The organism is Nitrospira calida, from assembly GCF_976986435.1.
In genome coordinates, this window is sequence record NZ_OZ335950.1 from 1,619,777 (window position 1) to 1,639,383 (window position 19,607).

Here is a 19,607-nt window from a genome sequence, read left to right on the forward strand (position 1 = left end):
GGCGCCATGTTCGTCGAAGTGGAAAGCAATCCGAATTGCGAGACGAGCGTGTTTGTCCGCTTCAAAGAAGTCGGACCGGCCAGGCGAATCATTCAGGTCAAGGCCTATGAACGGAGCTCTCAGGGGGAATGGTGTTGGATCACCGGGTGGTCTGATGATCCGGAGCAGCCCTGCTGTCCCGCTTACGCTCAGCCTGTCGAGGACTCCGGGGCCGGGCTGACCTACCTGATCTTCGGCGGCATCTATGGGATCAGACTGAAACCTGTCTCCCTGCATGAAGCGTGGAGCCTGGAGAGCTGCAACCAGTGGGGCGAACCATATCTGTTCTTGGCCGACGTGCGCGATATTCGGTTCGAGGAAGGGTGATCTTCAGTCCGCGTACTTCGGAACGGGGATCTTCTTGACGGGCTTCGGCGGCGGAGCCTGCTGCGCGAATTCCTTCGAGAACGGATTCAAGATCGGCTCGTGCGTCAGGCGCTGGCGCTGTCTGACCAGTTGCAGGCTCTGCGCGCTGATCTCCATGCGGTCCACAAGCGCCTGCGTTGTCAGCGGATCCGGCAAGCCCTGCAACGAGAACATTTGAAACGCGAGGGTCCAATCCATGCTCTCCTTGGCTTGCTCGCGGACGATGAATCGCGCTTGCGGGGAAGGCTCGCCTTTGAACAGCAGGAGCCAGATATTGGAGCGAAAAGCCGGCGTGTTGGGATCTTCGGACGGTTTGAATTCGGGAACCAACTCGGGCACCTTCGCGATAGGAACCGGCGGCGAAAACTCGATGTCCACCAGACGCACGTACAGGGTCGGGAAGTCGCTCTGGTCCCTGGGGTCCTGGATATAGCTGAATGAGTAGCGGACATTCACGCCGTCGCGCTTGTAGGTGTAGACATCTTCGCCGTTCTGCGGCGACACCAGTCCTTTAAAATATTTATCCCAGTCCGCCAACGAATAATAGTTGAAGACGCGCAGAGCCGCTTTGCGGTCTCGCACGGCCTGGGGAGGACCGAGTTTGTCGCGCAACTCGGTTTGCGTCAGTCCGAGGAAGCCGTCTTCGAAATAGGGCGCGGCGGTTGCGGGAATCGGCGCAGAGAGGGCGAAAAGAAAGAACAGAAGGGTCAGGGAAGTGAAGCGCTGTGCCATACGCAGGAACAACGTGCGTCTCCGGCAACTGCACGTTATCGTACTGAGCGGATCGGGCGATGTCAAGGCAAGTTCAGGACGGCACCCGGCTTGCGTCGGCCGCGCCATTCGGAGGCCAACCTCCCCCCAGCGCCCGATACAGTTGGATGATCGAGACCAGATGAAGCCGGTGTGACGAGGTCAACGCCAGCTCCGCTTCGAACAGATTGCGCTGCGCAATCAGGACGTCGAGATAGTTCGCCACGCCGCCCTTGTAGCGGAGATTGGCCAGGTTCAGGGCTGACCTGAGCGCAGCCACTTGCTGGGCCTGTGCTTCCCGCTGTTCGCGAGCCGTCTTCACGGCCACCAACGCGTCTTCCACCTCGCGAAAGGCGACGAGGATCCGCTGCTCATACTGCGCGAGAACCTGGCGGGCCTGTGCTTCGACGGCTTCCTGTTGGAACCCGAGAGCCTGTGCGTTGATCAACGGCGCGGTCAGACCGCCACCGGCCTCGAAGAACTGACCGCCGGCGCGCCCGCCGCCCTTGACCAAGTTCGTCAGGACGGGGTTGGCGATGCCGAAGATCGACGTCAGGCTGATCTTTGGAAAGCGATCCGCTTTGGCGGCGCCGATTCGCGCCGTCACGGCGTGCAATTCCTGTTCGGCCTGTACGATATCAGGGCGGCGCTGCAACAGTTCGGACGGGAGCCCTGGCGGCACATCCGGCGGCATCACCTGTTCTGTCAGGGACAAGCCGCGCTTGATTGGCTGCGGGTTCTGGCCCAGCAGCACGCTCAGCTCGTTCTCCTTTTGGACCACCTGCCGTTCCAGTTCCGCTGCCCGCGCGGCCGCATTGGCCCGCTCCGCTTCGAATTGATCCGCGTCCAGCTTGGAGATAACCCCTTGCCGCAAACGAGCCTGCGCGATGCGCACCGACTCTTCCCAGGACTTGAGCGTTCGCCTCGCGATGTCGAGCTGCATATCGAACTGGAGTAGGTCGAAATAGGCTTGAGCGACGCTGCTGACCAGATCCAGGATGACGGCGCGCCGGTTTTCTTCGCGCGCCAGCAGATCGGAAAGGCCGGCCTCGGTCGCCCGGCGGATGCGTCCCCAGATGTCCACTTCCCAACTGAGATTGGCCTGCAGGTAGTAGGCAAAAGGGTTGGGGAACCCGGGGAACGTAAAGGTGGTCTGGCGGCCAAAGACCGGGGCGTTGGCGGAGCCGTTGATCTGCGGCGCAAAGTCCGTCCGCGCGATCATCAGCCGCGCCTGATATTCGTCGATCGTGGCCAGGACGCGCTTGAGATCCTTGTTCTCGTTGATCGCCGTGCGGATGAGCCGCTGGAGTTGCTGGTCCTGCAGCAAGTCCCACCAGGGCAGATTGGCGAGCGACTCCGGTCCCGGCTCGGTGGCCATACGGAATGTTTTGGGCGTCGGGATTGGCGGCCGCTTGTAGTCGGGCCCCATCGCGCACCCGGCGAAAAGCGCGAGCGAGAACAGTGACAAGGAGACACACCACAGCGATTGATGCCGCATCGTCAGACTTCCTCCCGTGCTGCGACCGGCTCGGGTTCCTCGAACGGCTCGACGGTCCCGGTCGGACGAGTCGGCTCGGCCGGCCGGCCGGGAATCATCTTTCTGACCGCCACGTAGAACAAGGGAACAAAGAAGGGCGCGAGGAACGTTGCCGCTAGCATTCCGCCGAGAACGCCCGTGCCGATGGACTGTCGGCTCGCTGCACCGGCACCCGTCGCGAAGACCAGGGGAGTCACACCCCCGATGAACGCCATGGAGGTCATCACGATGGGGCGGAACCGGAGCCGGGCCGCTTCCAGGGCGGCGCGCATCAACGGCTGCCCGAGCCGATACCGGTGATTGGCGAACTCGACGATCAGGATCGCGTTCTTGGCGGCCAGACCGATCAAGGTCACCAGGCCGATCTGGACATAGATGTCGTTGGTCATGCCGCGGACCCAGACCGCGCCGAGTGCTCCGAACACCCCGAACGGCACCACGAGGATCACCGCCAGCGGCACAGCCCAACTCTCGAACTGGGCCGCGAGCACCAGGAACACCATGAGCAGGCCGAAGCCGAACGCCAAGACCGATTTGTGGCCGACCCTGACCTCCTGGTACGAGATGCCGCTCCAGTCGAGCGCATAACCCTGAGGAACGAGAACTTCTTGGGCGACACGCTCGAGCGCCGCCAGGGCTTGTCCGGAACTGTAACCCGAGGCGGCGGCACCCAGCACGAGCGCCGTGTTGTACCCGTTGAAGTGGGTGACGGGATCCGGTCCGCTGCGGAACGTCGTCGTGACCACGGTGTCGAGCGGAACCATGCGAACCCCCTCGGACCCCGCCGCGCGCACATAAATTTTGCTGATGTCCTCGGGTCTAGAACGGTATTGCGGGTCGGCGTCGGTCAACACGCGGTACACGCGACCGAACTTGATGAAGTCGTTCACGTAATAGTTTCCCCAGAAGGCCTGGAGCGTATCGAAGACCTCCGAGATCGGCACTCCGAGGGCCTTGGCCCGTTCTCGATTGATCTCGGCATACAGCCTCGGCGACGTGACGCGAAAGCTCGTCCCAATCGCGCCAATGGCAGGATCCTGCCGGGCCTTGGCGATGAACTGTTGCGCGACCGCTTCGAACTTCCGGAAGTCGCCGCCGCTGGGGTCCTGGATCTGTGCTGAAAACCCGCCGGTTGCGCCGAGGCCGCGGATCGATGGAGCGTTGAACGCCAGGATCAGCGCCTCGGGAATCTGTGCGAACTGGCCGAAGGCTCGTCCGATCAGCGTCTGGACGTGTCCTTCGGGTCCCGGGCGCGTATCCCAGTGGTTCAGCGGGGTGAAGATCGTCGCCGCGTTCCCGCCTCGCGTGCCGAACACGAAGTTCTGCCCGATCAGGGCGTCGGTGCTGTGGATGGCCGGAATCGAAAGATAGAACCGCTCGAGCTTGCCGACCACCTCGCGCGTGCGCTGTTTGGATGCGCCGTCCGGAAGCTGGACGATCGTGATGAAGTAGCCTTGATCCTCGTCGGGCAGGAATCCCTGTGGCAGCGTCCGGATCAAGCCGAGAGAAGCGACGATCAGCACCCCGAACACGGCGAAAGCCAACCCCACCCGGCCGAGCACCTGGCCCACGCCTCCCATGTACCGATCCCGGGCCCAATCAAAGACGCGATTGAACGCGGCGAAGAAGCGGTTGGGAGAGTCCTGTTGTCCCGGCTTAAACAACACGGCCGCCAGCGCGGGACTGAGCGTCAGCGCCACCAGGCCGGAAATGATCACGGATACGGCGATCGTGATGGCGAATTGCTTGTACAACTCCCCGGTGATGCCGCCTAGAAAGCCGACCGGCACGAAGACGGCGCAGAGAACCAACACAATCGCGATGACCGGCGCCGTCACTTCGGCCATCGCCCGCTTCGCCGCTTCCTTGGAGGAGCAGCACTCCTCGCGCATGTGCCGCGCCACGTTTTCCACGACCACGATCGCGTCGTCCACGACGATACCGATTGCGAGCACCAGGCCGAACAGCGTGACCGTGTTGATCGAAAAGCCGAGCGCCGCCATGCCGGCGAAAGCGCCGATCAGGGAAACCGGGACCGCGACGGCCGGGATGATGGTGGCCCGCCACGACTGCAGGAACAGATACACGACGAGGATGACTAGCACCAAGGCCTCGAACAGCGTCTTGACGACTTCCTTGATCGAGACGTCAACGAATTTCGTCGTGTCGTAGGGAATGTCGTAGTGCACCCCGGCCGGGAACATCTTGCTCAGTTCGGCCATTTTGGCGCGAATCCGCTGCGCTGTCTCGAGCGCGTTTGCGCCGGGCGCCAGGAAGGTGATCAGGAACGTGGTCGGCCGGCCCTTAAACCGGCCTTCCAGATCATAGGATTGTGGACCCAGTTGCACCCGCGCGATATCCTTCAAGCGCACCGTCGAACCGTCCGGCAGGGCGCGAACGATCAGTTGTTCGAACTCCGAAACCTCGCTCAGCCGTCCGCGGGTGATCACCGGAATCGTCAGCTCGGTCCCGGGAGCCGCCGGTTCGCGACCCACCATGCCGGCGGGGAAGTCCCGGTTTTGCTCTCGGATCGTATTAATCACGTCGCTGGGCGTGAGGCTGAGCTGGGCCATGCGGACCGGATCCATGATAATCCGCATGCTGTAGTCCTGCCCGCCGAAGACAAAGGCGTCGCCGACCCCCTTCAGCCGCTTCACGTCGTCCAGGACGCGGAGAATCGCAAAGTTCGACAGGAAGAACTGATCGTAGCGGGGATCCTGCGATTCGATCGTGATGACCAGGAGCAGATCCGGCGATGTTTTCTTGATCGAGATCCCTCGGCGGATCACCTCCTGCGGAATCTGCGGCTCGGCCAGGTTCACCCGGTTCTGGGTTTGGACCTGCGCGATGTCCACGTCCGTTCCGATCTCGAACGAGAGCTTGATCGTGACATGCCCGTCGTTCGTGCTCGTGGAATCGTAGTAGAGCAGGTTGTCGATGCCCGGAAGCTGCAGTTCGATCGGGCGGGCCACGGCCTCCGCCGCGACCTCCGCGCTCGCGCCCGGATAGTCGGCGTCGATCTGAACGACCGGCGGAGCGATGTTCGGGAACTGCGCGATGGGGAGGTTGAACATCGCGACCAATCCCACCACCACGATGATCATGGAGACGACGGCCGAAAAGATCGGCCGGTCGATGAAGAAGTTCACGCTCACGTCGACCGCTCCTTGCCGCCTTCAGGCTTTCCCGGCACGTCACCGGGAGCGGACGGAGCCGCCCCGTTTTCACGTACCGGGATCGGCCGGACCTGCTCGCCCGGCGCGATCCGTTGAATCCCGTCCACGATGATCCGCTCGCCGGGCTTAAGGCCCTCCTCGATCAGCCATTGGTCGCCCTGCCAACTGGCGGCTTTGACTTCGCGGGGCTGAGCGATGTTGCCCTCGCCGACGACGAACACCACCGAGCCGGTCGGCCCCTGCTGGACCGCGCGTTGGGGCACCAAGACTGCGTCAGTCTTCACAGCACCCAGAAAACGGACTGTGACGAATTGCCCGGGCAGCAACATCCGGTCGGGATTGGGGAAGACGACGCGGACCGGGCGGGATCCTGTTTCGGTCTTCAGGGCCGGGTCCAACAGATCCAGCGCGCCCTCGTGCGGATAGACGGAACCGTCCAGGAAGATGAGCGTGGCACGCAATTGGCGAAGTCCCGGATCTTTGATCCGTTTCGCCTCGATGTCGCGGCGCCGCTTCAGCAAAAAACTCTCCGGCGCGTTGACGATCACGTACATGGGATCCACCTGATGGATGATCGTGAGCAAGTCGGTCTGGGCGGAGATCAAGCGCCCTTCGTAGACCTTGGTCCGCTCGATCAGCCCGTCGATCGGCGCCACGATGAGCGTATTGTCAAGATCGAACTTCGCCTTCACCAAATCGCCTCGAGCCGCTTCCAACGCCGCCTTGGCCGCCAATTCTTCGGCCACCGCGTCATCGACGTCTTTCTGGCTCACAGCCTGCTCCGCCAGCAACGGTTTGACCCGGGCAAGGTTCTGCTTGGCCTGCACCAACCGCGCTTCGGCCTGCGCCACTTTTGCTTTGGCGCTGAGCACCGCCGCCTGGAACGGCACGGGATCGATCTGATACAGGCGATCGCCTTTCTTGACGTCGCGCCCTTCTTGGAAGAAGCGCGCTTTCAGGATGCCGGTCACTTGCGAGCGGATTTCGACAGGTCGCGAAGACTCGGCTTGGCCGATGAATTCTGGTTCGTCCGGTACGGTCTGCGTCGAGACCGTGACGACCTGAACCTCCGGAATCGGGCGAGGCGACGTCGACGCCGCGTCTTCCTTACACCCGTGGAGGCCCGCGACGGCCATTCCCGCCAGAACGGCGGCGGCCAGGTTGAGCGATCCGGTGTGGGAAGTCATAGCGCGATCTCCTCTGTCTCCGGACCCATCGGTGAACGAGTCCAACGGTTCGTCCGCAAGCCCGGTGATTCTACCGATTTCATTGCCGGCCCAACAAGGTCGAGCGCCAACAGGATCACCAAGAGGAAGGGAAAAACGACGGTCATGGACACGATCGACCACGACATGGATCACTCCTGCACTTGCGTGTTCCGCTCGGACCCTTCAGACGGGCGCCAGCGATGTCCCGCCTGCGTGATCTCTTCCACAATGCACCGGGTCAGACAGCCTGCCGCCCGCAACGTGGCGCCGTGCCGCCAGAGCTCAAGAAGGAGCGACTTACCTTCCTCATCGATGAAGGTGACGTCATTGAGATCGACCGAGACCTGGCCCTCGCGCGAGGCGCCGATCTGACACCAACACCGTCTCAGTTCTTCGACCCACGGACCCGCCAACCGGCCGGCCAGTTCCAGGGTCGTCCCTGCGGCATCGTGATGGACGGACACTTTCAGCATCGTGTGCTCTCTCGTTCCGAGATTCTTCGCCGGATGGGGACCGGCTCCAACCTCGGTCGGCGGACTCGTTTAACAACCGACAAGAGAGGCAACAAAACAATGGGCAACAAGTACGATATGAACACCGTTATCCACGACATGGTCTCCGTGCCTTTCCAATTGACCGTTCGACGCTGATTTGGGGTAACCGTTCGCCGTATCACTCGGCTGCGGAGGAGTTGCGATTACACCGAGCGGTCGAGGACGGCCCACGAATCGACGTTCACACTGCGATCCAGTTTCGCGCCCACCGCGCGGGCGACGATGATGATCCGCTGATTGACCTTCTCTTGAAACGGGCCCTCCGCCGGCGTGTTATCGCGCAGCTCCTGTCTGGTCAGTGAGACGATCACCCGACCCATGACCCATTGGGAAGTCCGCGGCAACGTCTTGCTTGAATCAGTCCGATGCACGTCTGGAGATATCCGGTTCGCCGAGCCCGCGGCGCCGGTGAACAGCCCGGGGTGCCGCTGCCTGAGCAGCGCATCTTCGACGATGGCCTGGCCCACGATCGGCTGGACCCAGCGCAAGGCGATTTGAAAATCCGAGGAATCGCTCGCTCCGCGGACGGCCAGGCTCGCTCCGACGCTCGGCGGTTCCCACAGGGACTCTCCCGCGATCACAATAACTGCCGAAGTGAAGACGACCCAAACAGCCGAAGCAATAAACCTGAGCCTCCGGTCCATGGTGTCCTCCATCGTCTTCTGTGCTTTCGCTATGTACCCTGAGCAATCATTGTTCCAAAGCCTCTCGCTTGTCGGATCACCATTGCAACCTATTGAAAAGAAGAAGGGAATTCACATGTTCATGGGAAGAATGTGGTGATGAAGGCAGAGAAGTGACGACAGTAGCTTCGCCGGCATCTCGGCGGATGCCGAAATATCGGCAGGGGCGACCATGCAGAGCTGCCCCCTTGATTTCAGGCTTCCACGAAGTAAATGATTATTTTTGCCAGTTATTCCGGAGCCGGTCCGCAGGATGAAACGAGTTCTCTTTACAGGGATGTTTCTCCTGAGCATGAGCGTGCCTGCATTGGCCGAGGAATCCCTGCTGTTCGAAACGTGGTTCCATTCCTATTTTCACCCCGACCGGCTGGATGAGTTTGTCCAGCAGCACAAAGCACATTACACGGACGACTATTTCCGATGTTCACAGGAAGCGCAGCGTCTCATCCAAGAGGAGTCCAGAATACGCGATCGGCGGTGTGATTTTTCGCCTGACTCCGGCGTGCGCAGTCGCTGTAGAATGGAAAACCCGTTCCGAGGGCTGGACGCTCATCTGGCAGAGCTGGATCAGGCCATTCGGCAACAGAAGGCCTGGCTGGATCTGGAGTCCGGGCGAAATGCCGCCTCCACCGTCCGTGCAGCCGAAGATTTTGAACAATCCTGTAAACCGCCGGCCTGCGACATCGCAAAAAGAAAAAAGAACGAGTTACTGCGCGACCTCAAACCCTTTCTTCAATGCCCGCCGGTCGCCGACCGTCCCATTGACGTAGACCCGACCTTCAAGACATTCCGGCTCCCTGAAGACTCGGGCGGGTGAGCTCTAAGCCGCTCATCCAACTGCCACAGCGGGGAACTTCAAGGTAGGTTCTGGACAGCAAGAGTGCAGGGATTTCCATACTTCTGCTCCAGTTGGCCAATATTTGAAGGGTGAGCGAGGTTTACTGAAAGGGTTCAACCACTCCACTCTCATTGTTCACTTCGAGTTGGCATGTCCTTGATTTTAAAGATCTTGCTACGCACATGGCATGGCGCTTGGCCTGTCCCAAAAGCATCAGGGACTCCCTGACAGAGCGCGATCGATTTGCATGCTATTTGCTCCGCTACCAAGCGTCATCGATACGTCCTCTCACGACGCGGCTTAGGCAGGACGGGGAACAACCATGAATACATTCATGAATACATTCCGGAACCGGTCCAGTTCACTGAGAACGGTGATGACAGCACTGCTCGTCCTTCTTGCAGCCGGGTGCGGCAGCGGCGGGAGCGGAGGCGGGGGCGGCACTGGCACTTTGGCTGTTTCGCTGACCGACAGCCCCGCATGTGGGTTTGATGCAGTGAATGTGACTGTCAGCAAGGTGCGGGTACACCAGAGCGATTCTGCATCGGATGGGAACCCTGGGTGGAGCGATATCACTCTCGACCCGCCGCGGAAAATCAACCTGCTTGACTTGAACGACCCGACGCAGCCCAATCTCGCGCTGGATCGCCTTGGCGAGACACCGTTGACAGCAGGCCATTACACACAATTGCGCCTGGTCTTGGTTCCGAATCGTCCCGGTCAGCCCCCGGCCAATTCAGTTGTCCTGTCGACCCAACCCGCCACCGAAATTCCCCTCGAAACGCCCAGTGGAATCCAAAGCGGAATTAAGTTGATCCATGAGTTCGACGTGGCGTCCGGACAACGCGTCGATCTGCTGCTGGACTTCGATGCCTGCAAATCCGTCGTCGCCCGCAGTAACGGCACCTACGCGCTCAAGCCCGTCATCAAGGTGATGGCCCTCGTGCTCAACGGGATCCAAGGCTTTCTCGCGACCTCTCTGTTCCCCAGTCAGGTCAATGCCAACGATGTCATGGTGTCGGCCCAGGCGGGTGGTGAAATCGTTCGCGCGACGGTGCCGAACGCCCGAACCGGCGAATTCTTTCTCGCCCGCCTCGCGCCGGGAAACTACGACGTCGTGATCACCGCAGACAGCCATGCGACCGCGGTCATCGCCTCAGTCCCGGTTGCGAGCAGCACCAGCATCACGACAATCAGCACCAACGTCGTACCGTTCACGTTGGACCCTTCCAACTCGCAGAGCATCACCGGCACGGTGACGTTGGACCCGGCGGACGATGATGGCGCCGTCCTGGTGGCCGCGAAGCAAACGCTGAACCCCGGTCCGACCGTGACGGTGAAAGCGCAGGTCGCCACTCTCATGGCCGGTAACCCAGTCGGCGACTACTCGTACGCGCTGACGCTGCCCATTGGTGCGCCATCGCTGGGTCAATACAGCACCTCTTTGCCCATTCCGCTCACTGCTGCCGCGCAATCAGCGGTTGCGGGAGTGTATACCGTTCAAAGCTCTGCGCAGACCCCCACGACCGTTTACGCAACTCAGACATCATCGCCCGTGAATATTACCGCGGGCAGTCAAACGGTGGACTTCACCTTGTCGCCGTAACCCGCAATCCGTCGATCCCCGGCTTCTCGGCGCAGATCGCCGATCGGAATGCCCGCCTCAACCGGATTGAAGGATCGTGACCCGTTTTTAACGCACGGACGGCTCACGAGAGGCTGGCTTAACCCACATTATTCATGACGGTTCGTCGCGCTGCACCCGTTGCAGCGGAAGAGCAATGGGTGCCCCCAAGCGCAGCCGCGAAGGAGGGAAGCATACTTGCAACAGTATGTTGACCGACTAAGTGGCGAGCACGCCTGTCGGAACAGCGTATCGGGGCGCCCATTGCGCATCGCTGTTGCAATGGGCCCGGGCAGCAGAAGCGTTCGTGAATAATGCGGACTAGCAGGGACAGGAGGCTGACGACGGCACCGGATCGTTGAAACGCTCAGCTTATCGCTCCACATCCTTGGTCAGACAAGCACCACCGCCTGCGGACGATCGAAAATGATTCCGAAGACCTCTAGCTTCTTTGCCGATAGCAAATCTCAAGACGATTGCCGCCCGGGTCCTCGAAGAAGACGGCATAGCAGAGAGGGTCTTCGTGCACCCGTCCTTCGACATTCCGTGCGCCGGGCCGGACGGCGATTGCCGCCAACCAGTCGATCTCGCGGATGCTGTCGGCCCAAAACGCGATCCGGCACTCGTTGGCGACGTGCTCCGGCGACTCCGTCACCCCGAAGAACTCGGGAAAAGCGGGAAAAGGGGTCGGGAGTCTTTGTTGATTCGCTCACGTGACTCAAAAACGGCTGTCTTCAGCCGTTCGCGAATGAGCGCCTGATATGGTCTCCCTTGCTTGACGATTGTCTTCCACGGCTGATTCAAAGGATGCGGCGAGTAGCTGGCGGCCGATGGTAACGGGTGATCTGCCTAGGCCAGGGCTGAGACCAACATCCGGCCGACCGCCCCTCCGAATCGACAATGCGCGCGGCAGCCGCTTTGACAACCGGTTCCAGCGCCGGGGAGACGGTGGTCTGTCTCTCCCTTGAGCAGACCGGCGGATGTCAGTGCGAGCGCACCGTGGCACAGGTGCGGGACCGGCTTCTCCTGCTCAAAAAGGTGTTGGATGACCCGGATACAGACCAGATTGTTGGGGAGATGATCGAGCGCCCGTCCACTGGGGATCACAAGGGCCATATAGTCCCCGGGGTCGGCGTCGGCAAACGCCGAGTTGTCATCCCAACTGGGCCTCGGCTGCTCGATGAACCTGTCGTTGCCCGGCGCGGTGCGATACAACGCCTGTTCGGTTACAGTGTTTTCATATCAATGACGAAGCGATACCGCACATCACCTTTGATGGTCCGCTCGTAGGCTTCGTTGACTTGCTGGATGGGAATCACCTCGACATCTGACCCGATGTTCTGTTGGGCGCAGTAGTTGAGCATCTCTTGCGTCTCGCGTATGCCGCCGATGACCGACCCCGCCAACGTTCTTCGCTTGAGGATGAGGGAGAATGCCTGGATCGCCATCGGCTTGGGCGGAGCACCGACTAGCGCCAGCACCCCGTCCCTGCGCAGGAGATTTAGGTAGGCATTGACATCATGGGGTGCGGAGACTGTGTCCAGAATGAAATCAAACCGATTGGCCAGGGCATCGAGATTCTTGGGGTCGAGCGAAACGACGAAGTCCTGCGCGCCTAGGCGGCGTGCATCCTGTTCCTTTATCTTGGACGTGCTGAGGACCACGACCTCCGCGCCCATCGAGGCGGCCAGCTTCACCGCCATGTGGCCCAATCCGCCTAACCCGACCACGGCGATCCGCTGTCCGGACCCGACCTTAAAGTGTTTGAGCGGCGAGTAGGTAGTGATGCCGGCGCAGAGGAGAGGGGCGACGTTCGGCAGCGGCAGGTTCGTGGGGATCTTGAGCGTGTAGTTCTCATCCACCACGATCTGCGTCGAGTAGCCGCCGTATGTCGGAGTTTTCCCGTCTTTCTCGGTGCCGTTGTAGGTCCAGGTAATGTGGCCTTCGCAGTACTGCTCCAAGCCGGCTTGGCAGCTTTCGCACGTGCGACAGGAATCCACAAAACAGCCGACGCCGGCAAGGTCGCCGACTGTGAATCGTTTCACTTCGGGTCCGACCCGTGTCACCCTCCCGACGATTTCATGGCCGGGAACCATAGGGAAGATCGCGCCACCCCACTCATCCCGCGCCTGATGGATGTCGGAATGGCAGATGCCGCAGTAGAGAATCTCGATCAGCACATCGCGCGGGCCCGGGTCGCGCCGTTCAAAGTCGAAGGGTTCGAGCGGAGCAGTGGGGCCTTTGGCTGCATAGCCGCGTGTAGGGAGCATGGGCAAGCCTCCTTTGTTCAAGCTCTCGGCTTTCCTTCACTGACATAATGACGAATGTTTCTCCACGGAGTTCGAGCAAGGTCTGCTCGATCTCTTCTTGCGAGTTCATGACGAACGGACCGTACCGCGCAATGGGCTTGCGCAGGGGGTTTTCCGTATTCCGGCACCAGGCGGGTGGGGCGTTCACCGGTGAGGACTCTTACGTCGTCTCCGTCGCCCGGCACACAAGCCTGGGCGCGACTCCCCGGTGCTGCCTTCCCGTGCCTCGCCGGTTAATTGTGCCTTGCCCTCGATCGGATAGGCAAATGCCGTGTCTCCCCGTCCGATCGGCTGGCGGCATTTCCTCGTACCTGCTGCCGCGTCCGGCCGTCAACCACTGCACAAGGACCCTAGCCCGTATTATTCATGAATGCTTCGGTCGATGAGGACACACATTGCGCAAGGACGCGAAGAGCCGAGGAGCGGCACGGTGCCGAAATGTCGGCGCTACTGCGGACGGGCAATCCCGAGCTTCTGCATTTTCGATTGGAGGGTGGTCCGTTTCATGCCGAGCTTGGCGGCGGCGCCGGAAGGACCGCCGATCACCCAGTTGGCTTCGCGAAGCGCGCGCAGAATGTGCTCGCGTTCGGCGGCTTCGAGGGTGACGAGGGATTGGGTTTCCTCCTGTCGATCCGTTTCCGCCGGCGGGCGTTTCAATTCCGCGACGGGCACATACAGTTCCGGGCCTTCCGACAGAATCACCGCGCGTTCGATCAGATTCTCCAGTTCGCGGACGTTGCCCGGCCAGTGGTACCGGGTGAGCGCTTCCATGGTCTCAGTGGGAACGGTCTCGATCCGCTTGTTCATTCGCCGCGCGAACTTCTGCGTGAAGTATCGCACGAGGAGGGGAATGTCTTCGCGCCGCTCGCGCAGCGCCGGCACCGTGAGCGGAAACACGTTGAGCCGGTAGTACAAGTCGCTCCGAAACTGCTTCTCCGTCACCATTTGGCCGAGGTTGCGGTTGGTCGCGGCGACCAGGCGGACGTTGACCTTGATGGTCTTGTTGCTTCCAAGCCGTTCGAATTCCTGCTCCTGGAGGACGCGCAACAGTTTGGACTGAAGTTCCAGGGGAATGTCGCCCACCTCGTCCAAAAACAGCGTCCCGCCGTCGGCTAGCTCGAATCGACCGATCTTCTGGGTGATGGCGCCGGTAAAGGCGCCCTTTTCATGGCCGAACAGCTCGCTTTCCAACAGGCCGGACGGGATGGCCGCGCAGTTCATTTTCACGAAGGTTCGGTTGCGCCGTCCGCTCAGACTGTGAATGGCACGGGCCAGCAACTCCTTGCCGGTTCCGGTTTCGCCGAAAATCAACACCGTGGAGTCCGTCGGCGCCACGATCTCGACCTGCTTCAGCACCTTCTTCAGGACGGCGCTGTCTCCGACGATCTCCTCGAAATTGTGCTCGGTCCGGATCTCGTCTTCGAGGTAGAGCTTTTCTTTCGCCAACTTGTCCTTGAGCTTCTGCACCTCCTCGTGCGTGAGCGCATTGTCGACCGCGATGGCAATCTGACTGGCGGCCTGGCCGAGCAGTTCGACATCCTCCGGCGTGAACGGCTCGTCCCGGAGCCGCGCCACGTTCAGCGTGCCGAGCTTCCGCTCGCCTGACAGCAATGGAAGACAACAGGCGGTCTTGAGCCCCTCGGCGGCGGCGCGCTGGCCAAAATCCGATTGGCATCGGCCTATTTCACCCGGCACGACCACAAACGGCTGGCCGGCGCGGAACGCCTCGCCAGCCGGCGTGTCAAGGGTGGTGTGCAAGCCCTCGGTGATGAATCCCTTCCCGGCTGGGAAATCCAGCGCGTATACGACGAACCCGTTCCGTTCGGGCTCGTAGAGGGCGAGACTGGTGTAGTCGTGGGGGATAGTCTTGCGGAGGCATGTCGCGATGGCTCCGAACAGGTCCTTCAGGTCCAGACGGGACACGACAGCGTTGTTGATCTCGAGCAGCAGTCTGAGACGGTCCCGTTCGCGGGTGAGTTGCTGCTGCGCGGTCTGCGCGCGTTCATAGTTCAGCACGTTGTCCACGGCGACGGCCACTTGCTTGGCGACTTGCTGGAGGAAGTCGATCTCCTCTTCGCCGAACGCGCAGGGGGTCAGACTGCCGAATCCCATTGCGCCGAGTCGCCGCAGGGCCGTGGTGAGCGGGACCATGACGAACGACGCGACGCCCATTTGACGCAGGGGGGCGGTGGCCTTCGGAAAGCGCTTTTCTTCCTGCGTACACGGGACGACCAACGGGCGCTGGTGGGTCCACACCCAGCCGCCGGCGGATTCCTCGACCGGCAGTTCCATGCCGAGCGCGATGCGCTTGGCTTCTTCGGTCGCCTCCAACACATGCACGCGCATCACATGGCGATCAGGATCGTGGAGGATGAGCCCGATGAATTCGAACGGTACGACCGAGGGCAGGCGTTTCGCCAGGTCGTGGAACAAGGCGCTGAGGTCCCGGTGCGCGGCGATGGCTTCAGACACTCCCAGGAGGGCGCAGTACCGCGATGTCGGCGTCTCGGCGCAGGATTGGTCGGGATTCTGGTCTCTCATGGCGTCGCCGGCTTCATGGACTACGTAGCTAATAGTGGGCAGCCAACAGTGTTCGACAAGGGTGATGCTTATCGATGTGCCGCAAGCAAGGTATGGGCATCATAGGGCGATCCTGTAGCCGGGTGCAAGTTGCCGCTTCAGGCGGGCGACTTGCCCGTCCGGAGCCCTTCCCAGTATCATGGCCGCACGTTAGCGCACGCAGCAGCCGGAGAAGGCGTCGGGAGGCCGGTCAGAGGGCGGTCAGTCATGGAACTGGAGCGGATTCTTCGGGAGCGAATCGTCATCCTCGACGGCGCGATGGGGACGATGATTCAAGCTCACAAGTTGGACGAGGCGGCGTTCCGCGGGGAGCGGTTTGCCCGGCACCCGTCCGACCTCAAGGGGTGCAATGACCTCCTGTGCATCACCCAGCCCGAGCTGGTCGAGGCGATCCATGTCCAGTACCTGGAAGCCGGCGCGGACATCATCGAGACGAATACGTTCAACTCGACCTCGATCTCGATGGCCGACTACGGGTTGGAGCCTTTTGTGTACGACCTCAACTTGGCCGGCGCCCAAGTGGCCCGCAAGGCGGTTGAGGCCGTGCTGGTCAAGGATCCGTCTCGTCCCCGCTTCGTCGCCGGCGCCATCGGACCGACCAATCGTACCGCCTCCATGTCTCCGGACGTGAACAATCCGGCGTTCCGCTCGGTCTCGTTCGACCAGTTGGTGGAGGCTTATACGGAACAGGTCTGCGGCCTGTTGGACGGCGGCGTGGACGTGCTGCTGGTCGAAACTGTGTTCGACACGCTCAATTGCAAAGCGGCGTTGTTTGCCATCGACAGGTACTTCGAACGGATCGGCCGCCGCGTGCCGGTGATGGTGTCGGTCACCATCACGGACCGGAGCGGCAGAACCCTCTCCGGCCAGACGGTGGAGGCGTTCTGGAACAGCGTGTCCCATATGCCGTTGCTGAGTGTCGGGATCAACTGCGCGCTCGGCGCCAAACAGATGCGGCCTTATATCGAAGAACTGGCGGCCATCGCACCGGTGTTCATCAGTTGCTATCCGAACGCGGGATTGCCGAACGCCTTCGGCGGGTTCGACGAAACGCCGGAACGCATGTCGTCGGACCTGAAGGAATTCGCCTCCGAGGGGTGGCTAAACATCGTAGGGGGGTGCTGCGGCACGACGCCCGCGCACATCCAGGCGATCGCTGAGGCGGTGAAGCCGTTTGCGCCCCGGGTTCGGCCGAGCGTCGAGCCGTACACGCGCCTGAGTGGTCTAGAGCCGCTGACCATTCGTCCAGAGACCAATTTCGTCAATATTGGCGAGCGGACGAACGTCACCGGGTCGCCGGCCTTCGCCAGGCTCATCCTAGCCGGTGACTACGAATCCGCCCTCTCGGTGGCCCGACAACAGGTCGAGGGCGGCGCACAGATGCTCGACGTAAACATGGACGAGGGGCTGCTGGATTCCAAGGCCGCGATGGAAAAGTTTCTCCATCTGATCGCCTCCGAGCCGGACATCGCCCGGGTACCGATTATGATCGACAGCTCCAATTGGGAGGTGATCGAGGCCGGGCTGAAGTGCATCCAGGGCAAGGGCGTGGTGAACTCCATCAGCCTGAAAGAAGGCGAGGCCAAGTTCATCGAACAGGCCCGTCTCATCCGCCGATACGGCGCCGCGACGATCGTCATGGCCTTCGACGAGCGGGGGCAGGCCGACACCTTCGAGCGCAAGATCGAGATCTGCGCCCGCGCCTATAAGATTCTTACCGAACAGGTCGGCTTTCCGCCGCAGGACATCATCTTCGACCCGAATATTCTGACCGTCGCCACCGGGATCGAAGAACACAACAACTACGCGGTCGATTTCATCGAGGCCACCCGGTGGATCAAGAAGAATCTGCCGCTCGCCAAAGTGAGCGGCGGGATCAGCAACATCTCGTTCTCGTTCCGGGGGAACCAGGTCGTCCGCGCGGCCATGCACGCGGCGTTTCTCTACCATGCGATCCGCGCTGGTCTGGATATGGGGATCGTGAACGCCGGCCAGTTGGCCGTCTATGAGGAAATTCCGAAAGACCTGCTGGAACTGGTCGAAGATGTGCTGCTCAATCGACGGCCGGACGCGACCGAACGGCTGGTGGCCTTCGCTGAGACCGTCAAGCAGAAGGGCAAAGCCGCCGTGCGGGACGACGAGTGGCGGCGAGGCACGGTGGAAGAGCGGCTGTCGCACGCACTGGTCAAGGGCATTGCGGACTACATCGAGACGGATGTCGAGGAAGCCAGGCAGACATACGCCAAACCGCTCGACGTGATCGAAGGCCCGTTGATGGCGGGCATGAACGTCGTGGGCGATCTGTTCGGGTCCGGCAAGATGTTTCTGCCGCAGGTGGTGAAGAGCGCGCGCGTGATGAAAAAGGCGGTGGCCTATCTGTTGCCGTTCATGGAAGCAGAGAAGCGGAAGTCCGGCGGCCGGCAGGCGGCCGGCAAGGTCTTGCTCGCGACCGTGAAGGGGGATGTGCACGACATCGGGAAGAACATAGTCGGCGTCGTGTTGGGGTGCAACAATTACGAGGTGGTCGACCTCGGGGTCATGGTGCCGTGCGAGAAGATTTTGCAAGCCGCCCGCGAGCATAAAGTGGATGTGATCGGCTTGAGCGGGCTGATCACGCCCTCGCTGGATGAGATGGTTCACGTGGCGCGTGAAATGACGCGCGAGGGGTTTCAAGTCCCGTTGCTGATCGGCGGGGCCACCACGAGCAAAGCCCATACGGCGGTGAAGATCGCGCCAGCCTATGCCCAACCGGTGGTGCACGTTCTGGATGCCTCTCGGGCAGTGGGGGTGGTCGGAAGCTTGTTGAGCGCCGAGCAACGATCGGCGTTTGTGGAGAAGACCAGGCTGGAGCAGGAGCAGATTCGGCAGGCCCATCGCGACCGCGGTCCCAGAGCGCTCAAGTCCTTGGCCGCCGCGCGGGCGAATCGCCTGCCGACCGATTGGGCGACCATCGATATTCCGACCCCCGGCTTCATCGGCGTCAAGGTAGTGGATCACCTGCCGCTCGAGCGGTTGGTGCCGTTCATCGATTGGTCGCCGTTCTTTCATACGTGGGAGTTGAAGGGGCGATATCCCCAGATTCTGGACGATCCCGTCATCGGCTCCAAGGCGAGAGAGTTGTACGCCGATGCGAGGAAACTGCTCGACGAAATCGTGGCCAAAGAACTCCTGACCGCGCGAGGCGTCTACGGCTTTTTCCCGGCCAACAGTGTGGAGGACGACATCGAGCTGTACGCCGACGAGTCCCGGGGGACGGTCTTGACCACCTTTCACACGCTTCGGCAACAGATGGAAAAACCCGAAGGCCAGTCCAACCTGGCGTTGGCCGACTTCATCGCGCCCAAAGACTCGGGGCGGCTCGATTATCTCGGCGCATTCGCCGTGACGGCGGGGGTCGGGATCGAAGCGCTGTGCGAACGTTTCGAGCGAGACCATGATGACTACAATTCGATCATGGCCAAGGCGCTGGCCGATCGGCTGGCCGAGGCCTTCGCGGAATGGCTGCACAAGCGAGCTCGCGAGGAGTGGGGCTATGGCAAGGCCGAACAATTGACCAACGAGGACCTCATTCGCGAACGGTACCGCGGCATCCGTCCGGCGCCCGGCTATCCGGCCTGCCCCGATCACACGGAGAAACGGCTGCTGTTCGACCTACTTCAAGTCGAGAGCCGCGTCGGTATCCGCCTTACCGAAACCTTCGCCATGTATCCGGTGGCGTCCGTCAGCGGCCTCTACTTCGCGCATCCGCAGGCGAAATACTTCGCGGTTGGCAAGATCGGGCGGGATCAGGTGCTGGACTATCAGGCCCGCAAACAGATGCCGCTCGCCGAACTCGAACGGTGGCTTGCCCCCAACCTGAACTACGACCCGGCTTAGTTGCGGCGGAGTAGGCAGCCGACAGCGAGCAGCCAAGAGCGATCAGCGCTCAGCCCTCAGAGGAATT

At 61.5% G+C, this 19,607-nt stretch carries 16 protein-coding genes; 4 read left to right on the plus strand and 12 right to left on the minus strand.

The genetic code is table 11. The features are described 5' to 3' along the window. The first annotated feature begins 6 nt into the window (after positions 1–6). Complete coding sequence (locus ACWHTU_RS08095) at positions 7–366, plus strand: hypothetical protein (protein WP_447863016.1); 360 nt, start codon at positions 7–9, stop codon at positions 364–366. Positions 367–369: 3 nt separating this feature from the next. On the opposite strand, the gene ACWHTU_RS08100 is transcribed toward ACWHTU_RS08095, so the two are convergent. From ACWHTU_RS08100 to ACWHTU_RS08130, 7 genes are all read right to left on the minus strand, one after another. Continuing rightward, positions 370–1,137, minus strand: a complete 768-nt coding sequence (locus ACWHTU_RS08100) for a hypothetical protein (protein WP_447863017.1) — start codon at positions 1,135–1,137, stop codon at positions 370–372. A gap of 73 nt (positions 1,138–1,210) precedes the next feature. Then, positions 1,211–2,653, minus strand: a complete 1,443-nt coding sequence (locus ACWHTU_RS08105; RefSeq protein ID WP_447863018.1) for an efflux transporter outer membrane subunit — start codon at positions 2,651–2,653, stop codon at positions 1,211–1,213. A gap of 2 nt (positions 2,654–2,655) precedes the next feature. Then, positions 2,656–5,847 carry a multidrug efflux RND transporter permease subunit gene (locus ACWHTU_RS08110; protein WP_447863019.1) on the minus strand — a complete coding sequence of 1,064 codons (3,192 nt, stop codon included), beginning with the start codon at positions 5,845–5,847 and terminating at the stop codon, positions 2,656–2,658. Then, entirely contained in the window at positions 5,844–7,055 is a 1,212-nt protein-coding gene (locus ACWHTU_RS08115; RefSeq protein ID WP_447863020.1) for an efflux RND transporter periplasmic adaptor subunit, read from the minus strand. The genes ACWHTU_RS08110 and ACWHTU_RS08115 overlap by 4 nt, the downstream gene beginning before the upstream one ends. Continuing rightward, the gene (locus ACWHTU_RS08120; protein WP_447863021.1) at positions 7,052–7,222 is read right to left on the minus strand and encodes a hypothetical protein; all 171 of its coding nucleotides are present in this window, start codon (positions 7,220–7,222) and stop codon (positions 7,052–7,054) included. Before ACWHTU_RS08120 ends, ACWHTU_RS08115 begins: the two co-directional genes overlap by 4 nt. A 3-nt stretch (positions 7,223–7,225) precedes the next feature. After that, positions 7,226–7,549, minus strand: a complete 324-nt coding sequence (locus ACWHTU_RS08125; RefSeq protein WP_447863022.1) for an STAS domain-containing protein — start codon at positions 7,547–7,549, stop codon at positions 7,226–7,228. Positions 7,550–7,773: 224 nt separating this feature from the next. Then, positions 7,774–8,274 (minus strand): hypothetical protein, encoded by a 501-nt coding sequence (locus ACWHTU_RS08130; RefSeq protein ID WP_447863023.1) that lies wholly within the window; start codon positions 8,272–8,274, stop codon positions 7,774–7,776. A gap of 292 nt (positions 8,275–8,566) precedes the next feature. Between ACWHTU_RS08130 and ACWHTU_RS08135 the strand changes: the two genes are divergently transcribed. After that, positions 8,567–9,130: a hypothetical protein gene (locus tag ACWHTU_RS08135; protein WP_447863024.1), complete on the plus strand. Its 564-nt coding sequence runs from the start codon at positions 8,567–8,569 to the stop codon at positions 9,128–9,130. A gap of 397 nt (positions 9,131–9,527) precedes the next feature. Beyond that, positions 9,528–10,757: a DUF4382 domain-containing protein gene (locus ACWHTU_RS08140; protein WP_447863025.1), complete on the plus strand. Its 1,230-nt coding sequence runs from the start codon at positions 9,528–9,530 to the stop codon at positions 10,755–10,757. A gap of 460 nt (positions 10,758–11,217) precedes the next feature. On the opposite strand, the gene ACWHTU_RS08145 is transcribed toward ACWHTU_RS08140, so the two are convergent. The 5 genes from ACWHTU_RS08145 to ACWHTU_RS08165 all read right to left on the minus strand — a co-directional run bounded on the left by ACWHTU_RS08145 (position 11,218) and on the right by ACWHTU_RS08165 (position 15,625). Then, positions 11,218–11,430: a VOC family protein gene (locus ACWHTU_RS08145; RefSeq protein ID WP_447863026.1), complete on the minus strand. Its 213-nt coding sequence runs from the start codon at positions 11,428–11,430 to the stop codon at positions 11,218–11,220. Between the two features lie 194 nt (positions 11,431–11,624). Further along, positions 11,625–11,990, minus strand: a complete 366-nt coding sequence (locus tag ACWHTU_RS08150; protein ID WP_447863027.1) for a DJ-1/PfpI family protein — start codon at positions 11,988–11,990, stop codon at positions 11,625–11,627. Between the two features lie 11 nt (positions 11,991–12,001). Continuing rightward, entirely contained in the window at positions 12,002–13,045 is a 1,044-nt protein-coding gene (locus ACWHTU_RS08155; RefSeq protein ID WP_447863028.1) for an NAD(P)-dependent alcohol dehydrogenase, read from the minus strand. Then, positions 12,981–13,232, minus strand: a complete 252-nt coding sequence (locus ACWHTU_RS08160) for a pirin-like C-terminal cupin domain-containing protein (protein ID WP_447863029.1) — start codon at positions 13,230–13,232, stop codon at positions 12,981–12,983. The genes ACWHTU_RS08155 and ACWHTU_RS08160 overlap by 65 nt, the downstream gene beginning before the upstream one ends. A gap of 299 nt (positions 13,233–13,531) precedes the next feature. Then, positions 13,532–15,625, minus strand: coding sequence for a sigma 54-interacting transcriptional regulator (locus ACWHTU_RS08165; protein WP_447863030.1), 2,094 nt, complete (start codon positions 15,623–15,625; stop codon positions 13,532–13,534). A gap of 246 nt (positions 15,626–15,871) precedes the next feature. On the opposite strand from ACWHTU_RS08165, the gene metH reads away from it, so the two are divergent. Next, positions 15,872–19,540 carry a methionine synthase gene (metH, locus tag ACWHTU_RS08170; RefSeq protein WP_447863031.1) on the plus strand — a complete coding sequence of 1,223 codons (3,669 nt, stop codon included), beginning with the start codon at positions 15,872–15,874 and terminating at the stop codon, positions 19,538–19,540. Positions 19,541–19,607 lie beyond the last annotated feature (67 nt).

Bases quoted from the DNA above. Each gene is read 5' to 3' on its own strand.
- ACWHTU_RS08140 (WP_447863025.1), top strand. From the start codon at position 9,528: ATGACAGCACTGCTCGTCCTTCTTGCAGCCGGGTGCGGCAGCGGCGGG.
- ACWHTU_RS08155 (WP_447863028.1), bottom strand. From the start codon at position 13,045: ATGCTCCCTACACGCGGCTATGCAGCCAAAGGCCCCACTGCTCCGCTC.
- ACWHTU_RS08095 (WP_447863016.1), top strand. From the start codon at position 7: ATGTTCGTCGAAGTGGAAAGCAATCCGAATTGCGAGACGAGCGTGTTT.
- ACWHTU_RS08165 (WP_447863030.1), bottom strand. From the start codon at position 15,625: ATGAGAGACCAGAATCCCGACCAATCCTGCGCCGAGACGCCGACATCG.
- ACWHTU_RS08125 (WP_447863022.1), bottom strand. From the start codon at position 7,549: ATGCTGAAAGTGTCCGTCCATCACGATGCCGCAGGGACGACCCTGGAA.
- ACWHTU_RS08130 (WP_447863023.1), bottom strand. From the start codon at position 8,274: ATGGACCGGAGGCTCAGGTTTATTGCTTCGGCTGTTTGGGTCGTCTTC.
- ACWHTU_RS08100 (WP_447863017.1), bottom strand. From the start codon at position 1,137: ATGGCACAGCGCTTCACTTCCCTGACCCTTCTGTTCTTTCTTTTCGCC.
- ACWHTU_RS08135 (WP_447863024.1), top strand. From the start codon at position 8,567: ATGAAACGAGTTCTCTTTACAGGGATGTTTCTCCTGAGCATGAGCGTG.
- metH (WP_447863031.1), top strand. From the start codon at position 15,872: ATGGAACTGGAGCGGATTCTTCGGGAGCGAATCGTCATCCTCGACGGC.
- ACWHTU_RS08115 (WP_447863020.1), bottom strand. From the start codon at position 7,055: ATGACTTCCCACACCGGATCGCTCAACCTGGCCGCCGCCGTTCTGGCG.
- ACWHTU_RS08120 (WP_447863021.1), bottom strand. From the start codon at position 7,222: ATGTCGTGGTCGATCGTGTCCATGACCGTCGTTTTTCCCTTCCTCTTG.
- ACWHTU_RS08105 (WP_447863018.1), bottom strand. From the start codon at position 2,653: ATGCGGCATCAATCGCTGTGGTGTGTCTCCTTGTCACTGTTCTCGCTC.